Consider the following 11,369-nt stretch of genomic DNA (forward strand, 5'->3'; position numbering starts at 1 on the left):
GCCACTCAAAAAGTGCCTTCTTCTATTTCACTAATATTTAATTGAAATTTCACGATCCAAACTGAGAAAAGGTGGACAAGAAGCGCAAACGCCATACATGCTCCACTTAAAAAAGTTAGTATAGGATGCGAATACACGTGCCCCAATCCATAGGATATCGCCACGAAAAACATTGTTATGTAAATATAAATTGCTCCATGTATTTGCCTCATATAAACCTCCTTTTCCCATATTATAACATAAATTTTCTGATTATTCACATTAATTACTTGTAATCAATATTTCTCAACTGTTACACCTCTTACAGCAGCCTTAATATACGGTGACCCTTGTAAACTTTGTAAATCCTCTGTTTTTCCTGTTACGACTATACCGTATATTGGTAAGTCTTTTGGTTTGGTGTTTTTTATTTCTTTATCCCGCATTAACGGGCAGTAAGACCTCACATCAAAATTCAGCGGAAGCAAAGAAATTAGGTGGGGGGCGGACTGCCCGTAAAAGCCCGATTGGTGAGGGCTGATAATCAGTGGGGGATGAACCACTCCACTGATTAAAGTTTCACTTTATAGTTTATCCTAAAATATTCTCGATATCCCTCTTTATTTTCACTTAAAGATATTCAAATGCAGCTTTTATAAATTTTTTCATAATAAAAAGCACATCCATTTTGATGCGCTTTTCACATATATTTTAGTAAAATATGAATCATTTTTTTGAAGCAAAAACTCCCACTCCTCTCTCCCCATACTATCGTTATGACTTAGTTGCCATAATAATTGAACGAGGATAGAACTCCAACTTTTCATAAAACGATACAGCTTCATTTCCATACACTACTGTTAATTCAATTTCATCTATCTTCTTCGCTTTAAACCATTCCACTGCAGTATTCATTAATTTTAAGCCAAATCCGTTTCTTCGGTATTTTTCATCAACGAATAAAACTTCAATCTTTCCGCTTACACTTTTACTATACGCTATACAAAACCCTAATATATCATCTGTTTCCGCCTCAACTAATAATTCAATTCTATATTCTCCGTAATTTGAATTCTGTTTATAATTTTCAATACGTTCCTCAAATGTCATTCTTGGATAATCACCAGAAAAATGTTTTGATTTATTATTATGATATTCATGTAATTTATTTAAAGGTTCTCTTATTATTTCTATTTCACCGAGAGTGATATATTTATTACTAATTTTCATCCTACAGCATCTCCAATAATATATATTCCAACAAAAAAGAAGATCATTTTACGGTTATAAAATAACAATCTATTATTTCATCGCTTCCTTCACAACATCTTGAATCATAACAACTTCTGTTTTCATATCAATAGACGGTGCTTCTTCATCGATACATTCATACCAAAATGCTAAGTGCTTTTTATCAATTTCATGATGCGAATTTTCGACATGAGTCCCACCTTTTCCTTGCACAGAATACCAATATAAGTACTCTTCTCCATCTCTTATTTCCCGGAAAATTGTCTCAACGTACATTTTTTCGTCGTTTAATGTCAAAAGCACTTCTTTCAAATTGTCATTAAGAAGCTGCATCCATTCATCTACTCGATGACTCTTACCAGGCTTAACTTTAAATCTTGTTAATTCTACATTCATTTTTATTCCCCCGTTTTCTTACGTACAAACAAACTATATTCTATTGGATGATAAAAACTTAATTTACTAGCTAATTTTCGCGAAGGAATATTGTCTACATAACAATCCCAGCTCGGTATAATGTCATTTTGCATGCAATGTTCAATGAACCTTGTCGCAACAGCTTGAGCTAATCCTTTCCCTTGATGCGCTTCATGTGTTGCAATATCTATTTCAGCAAAACCATTCCCGTTAAATATTGAGACACATTCAGCTACAATTATCCCATCTTGTTCTATACAAAATCCAAAACCACTGTTCAAAAACGTTTCTTTTGATCCCCAATACTCTTTGTAGTACTCCTCTTTAAATTCACTGCTTCGCTCTATATCTCTTATATCAATACGCTTCACTTCATATGTATTTTTGTTAAAATCTCGTTGTTTCTCTTCAAAGGTTACGCTTTGAAATTTCATTCGCGGGATGTTCCGAAGTACATTACTAAAACGCTCTTCTATCATCATTTCCCATTCTTCGCTCGAAGTGAACAGTGTAAATCTCTTCTCTGTTTTTTCAATAGCCTTTTTGATATACGAAAATAAATCTTCGTTATACTTGTGATCATCCGTATCACCAAATAAATAATAGATACCGTTAGCTGTAATAATTAATCCTGCTGTTAATTGCCCGTTTATAAAAACCTCACCATCTATCATTCGATCACATACGGCATAAGCAAACGTCGTCGTTCTTGTATTACCTTCTAAAACCGGAAGAACTTTTCCATACTCAGCTACAGATAATTTTTTCATAATTGCTCCACTTTAATCGTATCAGCCTCTATATGTTCAAAACAAAGATTTACCGTTCTCTTTAATGCTCTCGTTCTATGAATCGTACATGCTGGAATTAAAATAGAATCCTTTGGCTTTAAAACCGCTGTTTCTCCATCTTCAAAATCAATAAGTAATTCTCCCTCTAGCACAATAAATAATTCATCCGAATTAGAATGATAGTGCCAATCATATTCACCAGTAAATACAGCGATTCGTAAACAATGACTGTTTATATTTGAAACGACGAAGTTTTTATGTTGATCTTGAATGTCTTTTGTTAATTCTATTAAGTTCACAGTTTCCATATTTCATCCCATCCTTTCGTTAGTCGTTCTTCTGAAAAATTAACTTAACCTCCACCATCACTTGAGCTACTACAATCACTACTACTGTAGTGACCGAATCCACTTGATGTGCTTGAAGTGTATGAAGATTTTTTGCTTCTTTTTCTATCTTTTTTACTTTCATGACTAGGCCATACTGTATCAAAAAATATAACGAATAAGACTAATTCTATTGCAACAAGGATAAATACTAAAATACTCTCAATAATATTAGGAGTTATCTCAAAACTGTAAAACACTCCAAATGAATACATACACAAAATTACATACAGAGCCATACAAATATACCGAAATGATTTCTCTATCGTAATGACTACTTTCTGTGAAAAAGGTATGTTCTGTTCCTGTTTTTTCTTTATGTACTTTTGTCTTTTAGCTTGCTTTTGCTTCCTTTTTTTACTCCCCATTGAATCCCCTCTTTTATTATATAATTCTAAATTATCATAATAAAAATCGATTTACACCAATAAAGTGAAACTTTGATCAGTGGGGGTTTTATTCATCCCCCACCTAACTTCTTTGCTTCCGCTGAATTTTTGGGTGGGGGTCTTACTGCCCGTTAATGCGGGATAAATAACAATTATTCACATGTTATTTCCCCATATAAAAAAGACCCTCCTTATGAAAAGGAAGGTCTCAAATGTATTTCTATTATGATAAAGCAGGAGCTTTTTCAAGTAGCTCTTTCGCATCAGCGTATTGTAAGCCGTGAGCTTCTGCAACTGCTTCGAATGTTACATATCCATCTAATGTGTTAATACCTTTTAATAATGCAGAGTTGCCTAGGCAAGCATCTTTATAGCCTTTGTTAGCAATTTGTACTGCATATGGTACTGTTACGTTTGTTAATGCAAGAGTTGACGTACGTGGAACCGCACCTGGCATATTAGCAACTGCATAATGAACAACGCCATGTTTTTCGTAAGTTGGGTTGTCATGAGTTGTAATACGATCAGTTGTTTCGAAAATACCACCTTGGTCAATCGCAATATCTACAACGACAGAACCTGGTTCCATTGATTGAATCATTTCTTCAGTTACAAGTTTTGGCGCTTTTGCACCTGGAATTAATACTGCTCCAATAACAAGGTCAGATTCTTTAACAGCTTCTGCAATGTTGTATGGATTAGACATTAACGTTTTTACTTGGTTACCGAAAATGTCATCTAGTTGACGAAGACGTTCTGCACTTAAGTCGATGATTGTTACATCCGCACCTAAACCTACTGCAATCTTAGCTGCGTTTGTACCAGCTTGACCACCGCCGATGATTGTTACTTTGCCGCGTTTTACCCCTGGAACGCCTGCAAGTAAAATACCTTTACCGCCTTTGTTTTTCTCAAGGAATTGTGCACCGATTTGTGCGGACATACGACCAGCTACTTCACTCATAGGTGCAAGTAATGGTAAAGAACGATTGTCTAATTGTACTGTTTCGTATGCGATTGATGCAACTTTGTTATCGATTAATGCTTTCGTTAATTCTGGTTCTGGAGCTAAGTGTAAGTATGTGAATAAAATTAAACCTTCACGGAAATAGCCGTATTCACTTGCTACTGGCTCTTTTACCTTCATAACCATATCTTGATTCCATGCTTCTTCAGCAGTTTCTACAAGTTTCGCACCAGCTTGTACGTATTCTTCATCCGTAAAACCAGATCCTAAACCTGCTCCTTTTTGAACAAAAACTTCATGACCATTTTGTACTAAATGTACTGCTCCCGCTGGCGTCATTGCCACACGGTTTTCATTGTTTTTAATTTCTGTTGGAATACCGATACGCATGATTAGTTCCCCCTTGAGTTATGAAATGACCCCTGAATCATTTTTTAAAGCGCTTTCTACGCTCTTATATTTTAACATAATATCTCAATATTTGACAAAAAATAATACAAGTTTTCCGATAGATTTAATTTTATATTAAAAGACAGTATTATCCGCACCTCTCAGCACAATGGATAAACTGTCCAATTATTTGAAACTTCATCTTATTTTATTCTATCGATGTCTATGAATAACATCCACTGCACCAGTCACTTCAATAATTGTACCGGTAATCATATCGGAATCGTCCTCACATAAAAACGAAATGGTTCTTGCAATATCTTCACCTGTTCCAGATCTACCAATCGGTGTGTTATGCTCTTTCAGCTGACGTGCTTCTTGAATAGTTGCCTCTTTCATATCGCCTATAATATCACCAGGACATACCATGTTCGCAGTAATACCATACTCCGCTTCTTCATAAGCAACTGTTTTCGTTAATGAAACAAGTCCTACTTTGGCCGCTGCAAAAGCTGAACGATAAATCCATCCCGGTGCACTATCCGCCCCTTGAAATCCGTAATTAATAATACGGCCAAAGCTCTGTTTTCTCATGACCGGAACGACAAGTTTTAATAAATGAAATACCGCTGTTAAATTTCCCTGAATCATTTCATTCCATTCATCTTCTTCATAATCAACTAACTTTTTTCGTTCAAATACATATGGACCAGCATTATTAATTAAGAAATCAATTTTGCCAAAACGGCTTATCGCTTCTTCTACCATTTTATGTAAATCTTCCTTTTTCGTGACATCCGCTTGCACGAATTGTAGACGCTCTTCCATATTTTTATATGTTTCTTTCAACTTTTCCATAGCCGTGATATCGCTATGATACGTTACTGTTACTGAATATCCTTTAGCCAATAACTTTTCTGTTACTTGCTTTCCTAAACCTTTCGTACCGGCTGTAATGAGCGCGTGTCTCACAAACATGCCTCCTTTTAAATTGCTATACTTCATATGTAACAAGTTCTCGCTCCAATTACAACTAAAATGAATTGAAACAGAGTTTTCAAAATTCTGTAACGTTTCTGGCAAGCACGTTACCAAAATTTGTTTTATAATTAAGTTGTAAACAGTTATAAAACAGATTGGGAGGAATTTACTATGAATAATACATATACAAATATTTTAATCGCGGTGGATGGTTCTAAAGAAGCAGAAAAAGCCTTTAAAAAAGCAATTCAAGTCGCAAAGCGCAACAATGCAACATTAACAATCGCTCATATCGTTGATGTAAAAGCGTACTCAGCAGTAGAGGCTTATAGCCGTGCAATTGCTGAACGTGCAAATCTATTTGCAGAAGACTTATTAGAAGACTACAAAAAAACTGCGCTTGAAGCTGGTCTTGAAAAAATTGAAACTGTATTAGAATTTGGTAACCCTAAATCTAAAATTTCAAAAGAAATCGCTCCAAACCATAAAGTAGATTTAATTATGTGTGGTGCGACTGGTTTAAATGCTGTTGAACGCTTCCTAATCGGTAGCGTCTCTGAACATATTATTCGCTATGCGAAATGCGATGTCCTTGTTGTTCGTGGTGATGAGGAGCAAGGTGATCTTTAATTTATAGATAAAACACCAAGTCCACATGGGCTTGGTGTTTTTCATTTCACATATTTCACTATAAATACAAGACAAGCCACAATAACAACAGTAATTGCTAATACATAGGGAGGAAGAAACTTCAAAGACCATAATGCCATCATAATCGTCGCAACCGTTAAGTATGCTTACTTTGCATCTTCTGTCATTTTTTTACGAAGTAAGAAGACGTACAAATAGCCAATTGGCGGCGTAATGAAGCAAAGAACATATATGATTTTTGATTTTAAATACCATTTTTGTTCTCCAAGTTTCTTTATATCCCCTTCTATTCTCTTATGCTCTTGTTCTCTCGCCTCTTCTACAAGCGGGTCTTCCTCTTCTCCTCGCTTTTCTTTCATATAAGGAAGAAAGTGCATAAAAAAATAGTATGCGAATACGAACGCTCCAAACCCAATATTTAATCTTTCTAATGGAATATGCTCACTAAAAAAAGCAGCAGTAAGCACTAAAGACAAACAGTACGTCATCATCCAAAATGAACGTTTTCTCTTTTTCCGTTCCATTTCTTTTTTATCTTGTACATGTTTTCTTTTCGAAAGCCATATTGAAATACAGCAATCTACTACAAATAGAGAAAAAATAAATATCGCAACGTGTACTGTTTCTACATTTCCAAATGAAAATACGTTTGGGAATGCAACATACAATACAATTAGCGTGTACAAAATTAGCCCTATAAAATAAAGTGAAACTTTAATCAGTGGGGGGTTTTGTTCATCCCCCACTGATTATTAGTTGAACCAATCGGGCTTTTACGGGCAGTTGATCCCCACCTAACTTCTTTGCTCTCGCTAAATTTTGAGGTGGGGGTCTTACTGCCCGTTAATGCGGGATAAATACGTCTCATTTTCCATCCCTTTCTTATTTCCTAACATTACGTTAACATACATTTTTTAGAAATAGACGGACAAAATATATATGTGTAAAAAAGGAGGATGCTATATGGATGATTCTGAACGCATTATTTTAGACGTGAACGGCAAAGAAATTGAAATGCTAGATAAGATTCGCACTCATTTTAAAGAAAAACATGGCGTTGAACTAAGTAATGGTGCATTACTTCGTGATTTGATGGATATTGAGTATATTCGAATTACAGAAGATCGACATAAGTATGATTAAAAGAAAAACGACTGCAGGCGAATGCCATCAGTCGTTTTCTTTCTTTATTTAAGCTCTTGATGCTTCTCGCCCATACCACCTTGCTCATTGCTATCTTGGTGTACAGTTAGTTTATTTGTTTTCGCATCTTTTAAAACTCTATATGTATATGATTCATTTGGTTCATCTTTAAACTGCACATTCATTCCATACGAATCCATTTTGCTATAAAAGGCCGGTTTTATGTATGCAATATCACTTTCTTTATATCCTTTATCTTGCAAATGCCACATCGTTGCGATAATCGCTTCTTCTCGCTTTTCTTTTTCACCAACATACATATATTTGTCCAAAAGAAACACTTTAGCATTTGCAATTAAACTAATTACCAGTACAATGATAAACACTATTTTTTTCATAGACTTCCCCTAAATTGTTATTTTTTACTACATTGTAACTTAAATGCTAGTAAAAAATAAAGTACGCCAGACTTTACTAGACTGGCGTACTTCCCAACTCAATTCTTAATAACTTCTTTCGTTAACCCCTTCGCCTTTTCCAAAGCGTTTTTGATTTGTTCAAACCCTGTCCCACCAGCACTATTACGACGCTTTACAGCCGCATATGGTGAAAGAACTTCATACAAATCTTCTTCAAATAAAGAGCTCATTTCTTGATATGTTTCAAGCGGGACATCTAATAAATAAATTCCTTTTTGTGTGCAATGTAGCACTAACTTCCCAACAATTTCATGAGCTTGACGGAATGGTAGTCCTTTGTTTGCTAAGTAGTCGGCAATTTCTGTTGCGTTGGAGAAATCTTGCGTCACAGCTTGCCCCATTTTTTCTTTGTTTACAGTCATCGTTTCAAGCATGCCCGCCATAATATGAAGGCATCCTTCTACTGTTTTGACTGTATCAAACATTCCTTCTTTATCTTCTTGTAAGTCTTTATTGTAAGCGAGTGGTAATCCTTTCATTACTGTAAGTAAACTGAATAAATTACCGTATACTCTGCCTGTTTTACCACGGATTAGTTCCGCCATATCCGGATTTTTCTTTTGCGGCATAATGCTGCTACCTGTCGCATATTGATCGCTCATTTCAATAAATTGAAACTCTTGGCTACTCCATAAAATAAGTTCCTCACAAAAACGTGATAAGTGCATCATGAGCATAGATGAATTACTTAAAAACTCCAGTATGAAATCACGATCACTTACTGCATCTAAACTATTTTCATAGATTCCATTAAACCCAAGAAGTTCCGCACTATATTCTCGGTCGATCGGGAATGTCGTCCCAGCTAGCGCTCCTGCTCCTAATGGGGAGATATTAATACGCTTTAATGAATCTTCATAACGATTCACATCACGCTCTAACATCCAAAAGTAAGCAAGAATATGATGAGCAAATGAAATCGGCTGGGCACGCTGTAAATGCGTATAGCCAGGCATAATTGTCTCAATGTTATTTTCTGCTTGATGAACAAGAACAGTTTGCAATTGTTTTGTAGCTTTTATAATATGTTCTACCTTTTCTTTTAAATACAAATGCATATCTGTCGCCACTTGATCGTTACGACTTCGGCCTGTATGAAGTTTCCCTCCTACTTCACCGATTTTTTCAATTAACATCTTTTCAATATTTAAATGAATATCTTCAGCTTCAACCGAAAAATGCAATTTATTTTGTTTCGCTTCTTCTAATAAATATTGAAGACCTATCTTTATTTTCTCTGCCTCTTCTTTCGTAACGATGCCTTGCTTTGCTAGCATCGTTACGTGTGCAATACTCCCTTTTATATCTTGATTTACTAATTGTTGATCGAAGGAGATGGATGCTCCAAACTCTTCAACCCACGCTTCCGCTTCTTCCGTAAAACGTCCGCCCCAAAGTTTGCTCACGCTTCCACCTTCTTTTGATTCACTTGGCTGTATACTTTCGTCGGTAAACCAAATAATGAAATAAATCCAACTGCTGCATCATGATTAAATTCATCTTGAGCAGTATATGTTGCTAATTTTTCATCGTATAAAGAGTATTCAGATTTACGTCCTTCTACAATCGCATGACCTTTAAATAATTTTACACGCACTGTACCTGTTACATTCTTTTGCGTTTCTTGTAAAAATGCATGAAGCGCTTGTTTTAAAGGAGAGAACCATAAACCGTTATAAATAAGTTCTGTTATTTTCTGTTCAATCACTGGTTTAAAATGCGCTACTTCTTTTACGTGTGTTAAATCTTCCAACTCTTTATGTGCAGTGATTAACGTCATTGCTGCTGGGCATTCGTATACTTCACGAGATTTAATACCGACAAGACGATTTTCTACGTGATCGATACGTCCAACGCCATGTTTTCCAGCAAGTGCATTTAACGTTTTAATTAATTCTGCAAGTGAATATGCAGTACCATTCAAAGTCGTCGGTACACCTGCTTCAAATCCGATTTCTACAAACTCTGGTTTATTCGGTGTATCTTCTAATGCTAATGTCATCTCATATGCCTCTTCTGGTGGTGCTGCCCATGGATCTTCTAAAATTCCACATTCGTTGCTGCGTCCCCATAAGTTTTGATCGATTGAAAACGGGCTATCTAAATGAATCGGAATTGGTACATCGTTTTCTTTTGCATATGCAATTTCTTCTTCACGTGACCACTTCCATTCACGTACAGGCGCAATCACTTCTAAGTAAGGATTTAATGCTTGGATAGAAACTTCAAAACGAACTTGGTCATTTCCCTTTCCTGTACATCCATGTGCAACTGCAGTTGCACCTTCTTGTTCTGCGATTTCTACTAATTTCTTCGCAATAAGCGGACGAGATAATGCAGAGACAAGAGGGTATTTCCCTTCGTATAATGTGTGTGCTTGCATCGCCATCAATGCATATTCATTCGCAAATTCTTCTTGGACATCCACCATATATGATTTAATTGCACCAACTGAAAGTGCCTTTTCTTTCACAAACCCTAAGTCTTTTCCTTCCCCTAAATCTAAACAAAGTGCGATAACATCATAATTCTTCTCTTGTAACCATTTAATTGCAACGGAAGTATCAAGACCTCCGGAATATGCTAATACAACTTTTTTCTTCTCCATTTTGCATCCCCCTAAAGAATAAATATTCATTTTCTTTTATAATAATTCAAACTTTAACACCTTTTACAAAATGTATCAAGAGTCATTTTCAAATTTTTTCAAACAATTTCGTCGAACTTTTTTCTGTTTTTCTGTACAATATAAGCAGGAAAACGGGGGTGAACTTATGGAAAAGTATTTCTTATACGATAATCATCTAGGAATTGAAATTCCGCATTTACAAGAAGATTGGGAAGATATCCCCGAAAAAATGCAGCATGCTATTTTACTAAAATGGGAACAAATTCGCGGGAAAATTCCTGATCGTATAAAAGAACTTGAGCACTATATTAATACAAAACAACATCATTTAAATAACGAAGAAGACTTCGAAGTTTCTTGTAAACTAAATTCAGAAATTGCCGATCTTGCTTCCATCATTAATGACCTTTGGCTTTGGTATCGACTCACTCAAAATGTATCTGAGGGGAAAGCACACCAATGAAAAAAGCATGCCCCTCAATTACTTTGGGTCATGCTTTTTTGTCGTAACATGATTTACAATATATCTCTTGTGCTGTTTTCGCCAAACACACATCAAATGGACCAACTAATATACTTCTTTCTTTCGGCAACTTTACAAAAGCAACAAGTTCTTCTTCATATTGAATTTTTTTCTGACATGAAACGCATATTAATTCTTTTCTTTTGAACATGTCTTTTAGCATATCTTCACTCTCCCCTTCATCTATCTATATTAATATGCTCTCATAATAGTTAAGAGTTGTAAAAAAATGACACATTTCGAATCGAATGATTCATATACTATGTACAAAAGGAGGTCTAAAGCTTATGCGTGCTTTCGTTATTATCGCTTTAACTTTTTTAAGTGTAATTAGTTGGGATTCGTTTTTTAAAGATAAAAGTGATGAAAAGAACACAACGGAATAAAACCCTT

15 protein-coding genes and 2 pseudogenes are annotated in these 11,369 nt (G+C 35.3%); 3 read left to right on the forward strand and 14 right to left on the reverse strand.

All coding sequences use genetic code 11. The features are described 5' to 3' along the window. Positions 1–5: 5 nt before the first annotated feature. The 9 genes and pseudogenes from DOS87_RS25265 to DOS87_RS25305 all read right to left on the reverse strand — a co-directional run bounded on the left by DOS87_RS25265 (position 6) and on the right by DOS87_RS25305 (position 5,575). The gene (locus DOS87_RS25265; protein WP_001248905.1) at positions 6–212 is read right to left on the reverse strand and encodes a hypothetical protein; all 207 of its coding nucleotides are present in this window, start codon (positions 210–212) and stop codon (positions 6–8) included. Between the two features lie 63 nt (positions 213–275). Next, positions 276–416 (reverse strand): annotated as a pseudogene (locus tag DOS87_RS25270) (anti sigma factor C-terminal domain-containing protein); the annotation flags it as partial. Positions 417–753: 337 nt separating this feature from the next. Then, positions 754–1,209, reverse strand: coding sequence for a GNAT family N-acetyltransferase (locus DOS87_RS25275; RefSeq protein WP_208730137.1), 456 nt, complete (start codon positions 1,207–1,209; stop codon positions 754–756). A gap of 72 nt (positions 1,210–1,281) precedes the next feature. Next, positions 1,282–1,626: a DUF6176 family protein gene (locus DOS87_RS25280; RefSeq protein WP_074790342.1), complete on the reverse strand. Its 345-nt coding sequence runs from the start codon at positions 1,624–1,626 to the stop codon at positions 1,282–1,284. A gap of 2 nt (positions 1,627–1,628) precedes the next feature. After that, a complete protein-coding gene (locus DOS87_RS25285; RefSeq protein ID WP_098578052.1) occupies positions 1,629–2,417 on the reverse strand; it encodes a GNAT family N-acetyltransferase in 789 nt (262 codons plus the stop codon). Then, on the reverse strand, positions 2,414–2,746 hold the full coding sequence (locus tag DOS87_RS25290; RefSeq protein WP_000450930.1) for a cupin domain-containing protein: 333 nt from the start codon (positions 2,744–2,746) through the stop codon (positions 2,414–2,416). Before DOS87_RS25290 ends, DOS87_RS25285 begins: the two co-directional genes overlap by 4 nt. A 44-nt stretch (positions 2,747–2,790) precedes the next feature. Further along, entirely contained in the window at positions 2,791–3,192 is a 402-nt protein-coding gene (locus tag DOS87_RS25295; RefSeq protein ID WP_000534953.1) for a hypothetical protein, read from the reverse strand. Positions 3,193–3,436: 244 nt separating this feature from the next. Beyond that, entirely contained in the window at positions 3,437–4,570 is a 1,134-nt protein-coding gene (gene ald, locus DOS87_RS25300; protein WP_001219401.1) for an alanine dehydrogenase, read from the reverse strand. A gap of 213 nt (positions 4,571–4,783) precedes the next feature. Next, positions 4,784–5,575 (reverse strand): SDR family oxidoreductase, encoded by a 792-nt coding sequence (locus DOS87_RS25305; protein WP_033668923.1) that lies wholly within the window; start codon positions 5,573–5,575, stop codon positions 4,784–4,786. 147 nt (positions 5,576–5,722) lie between these two features. Between DOS87_RS25305 and DOS87_RS25310 the strand changes: the two genes are divergently transcribed. Beyond that, entirely contained in the window at positions 5,723–6,181 is a 459-nt protein-coding gene (locus DOS87_RS25310) for a universal stress protein (protein ID WP_001066672.1), read from the forward strand. A 41-nt stretch (positions 6,182–6,222) separates the two neighbouring features. Here DOS87_RS25310 and DOS87_RS25315 read toward each other — a convergent pair. Further along, positions 6,223–6,921, reverse strand: a pseudogene (locus DOS87_RS25315) (hypothetical protein). A gap of 244 nt (positions 6,922–7,165) precedes the next feature. On the opposite strand from DOS87_RS25315, the gene DOS87_RS25320 reads away from it, so the two are divergent. Continuing rightward, entirely contained in the window at positions 7,166–7,345 is a 180-nt protein-coding gene (locus DOS87_RS25320) for a hypothetical protein (protein ID WP_000342753.1), read from the forward strand. 44 nt (positions 7,346–7,389) lie between these two features. On the opposite strand, the gene DOS87_RS25325 is transcribed toward DOS87_RS25320, so the two are convergent. From DOS87_RS25325 to DOS87_RS25335, 3 genes are all read right to left on the reverse strand, one after another. Further along, positions 7,390–7,743, reverse strand: coding sequence for a DUF3139 domain-containing protein (locus DOS87_RS25325; RefSeq protein WP_000724672.1), 354 nt, complete (start codon positions 7,741–7,743; stop codon positions 7,390–7,392). Between the two features lie 98 nt (positions 7,744–7,841). Continuing rightward, positions 7,842–9,230, reverse strand: coding sequence for an argininosuccinate lyase (gene argH / locus DOS87_RS25330; protein WP_098578053.1), 1,389 nt, complete (start codon positions 9,228–9,230; stop codon positions 7,842–7,844). Then, positions 9,227–10,432, reverse strand: coding sequence for an argininosuccinate synthase (locus DOS87_RS25335; RefSeq protein ID WP_000412339.1), 1,206 nt, complete (start codon positions 10,430–10,432; stop codon positions 9,227–9,229). The genes argH and DOS87_RS25335 overlap by 4 nt, the downstream gene beginning before the upstream one ends. Before the next feature lie 166 nt (positions 10,433–10,598). Here DOS87_RS25335 and DOS87_RS25340 point away from each other — a divergent pair, with 166 nt between their 5' ends. Further along, the gene (locus DOS87_RS25340; RefSeq protein ID WP_000417222.1) at positions 10,599–10,916 is read left to right on the forward strand and encodes a hypothetical protein; all 318 of its coding nucleotides are present in this window, start codon (positions 10,599–10,601) and stop codon (positions 10,914–10,916) included. 28 nt (positions 10,917–10,944) lie between these two features. Here the strand turns inward: DOS87_RS25340 and DOS87_RS25345 are convergent, their stop codons facing one another. Then, positions 10,945–11,139 carry a hypothetical protein gene (locus DOS87_RS25345; RefSeq protein WP_000910278.1) on the reverse strand — a complete coding sequence of 65 codons (195 nt, stop codon included), beginning with the start codon at positions 11,137–11,139 and terminating at the stop codon, positions 10,945–10,947. Positions 11,140–11,369: the final 230 nt, after the last annotated feature.

The sequence above is a fragment of the Bacillus sp. CR71 genome, from assembly GCF_003429245.1.
GTDB lineage: Bacteria > Bacillota > Bacilli > Bacillales > Bacillaceae_G > Bacillus_A > Bacillus_A thuringiensis_S.

Coding starts and splice junctions, on each gene's coding strand:
- DOS87_RS25265 (WP_001248905.1), bottom strand. CDS start 212: ATGAGGCAAATACATGGAGCAATTTATATTTACATAACAATGTTTTTC.
- DOS87_RS25275 (WP_208730137.1), bottom strand. CDS start 1,209: ATGAAAATTAGTAATAAATATATCACTCTCGGTGAAATAGAAATAATA.
- DOS87_RS25280 (WP_074790342.1), bottom strand. CDS start 1,626: ATGAATGTAGAATTAACAAGATTTAAAGTTAAGCCTGGTAAGAGTCAT.
- DOS87_RS25285 (WP_098578052.1), bottom strand. CDS start 2,417: ATGAAAAAATTATCTGTAGCTGAGTATGGAAAAGTTCTTCCGGTTTTA.
- DOS87_RS25290 (WP_000450930.1), bottom strand. CDS start 2,746: ATGGAAACTGTGAACTTAATAGAATTAACAAAAGACATTCAAGATCAA.
- DOS87_RS25295 (WP_000534953.1), bottom strand. CDS start 3,192: ATGGGGAGTAAAAAAAGGAAGCAAAAGCAAGCTAAAAGACAAAAGTAC.
- ald (WP_001219401.1), bottom strand. CDS start 4,570: ATGCGTATCGGTATTCCAACAGAAATTAAAAACAATGAAAACCGTGTG.
- DOS87_RS25305 (WP_033668923.1), bottom strand. CDS start 5,575: ATGAAGTATAGCAATTTAAAAGGAGGCATGTTTGTGAGACACGCGCTC.
- DOS87_RS25310 (WP_001066672.1), top strand. CDS start 5,723: ATGAATAATACATATACAAATATTTTAATCGCGGTGGATGGTTCTAAA.
- DOS87_RS25320 (WP_000342753.1), top strand. CDS start 7,166: ATGGATGATTCTGAACGCATTATTTTAGACGTGAACGGCAAAGAAATT.
- DOS87_RS25325 (WP_000724672.1), bottom strand. CDS start 7,743: ATGAAAAAAATAGTGTTTATCATTGTACTGGTAATTAGTTTAATTGCA.
- DOS87_RS25335 (WP_000412339.1), bottom strand. CDS start 10,432: ATGGAGAAGAAAAAAGTTGTATTAGCATATTCCGGAGGTCTTGATACT.
- DOS87_RS25340 (WP_000417222.1), top strand. CDS start 10,599: ATGGAAAAGTATTTCTTATACGATAATCATCTAGGAATTGAAATTCCG.
- DOS87_RS25345 (WP_000910278.1), bottom strand. CDS start 11,139: ATGCTAAAAGACATGTTCAAAAGAAAAGAATTAATATGCGTTTCATGT.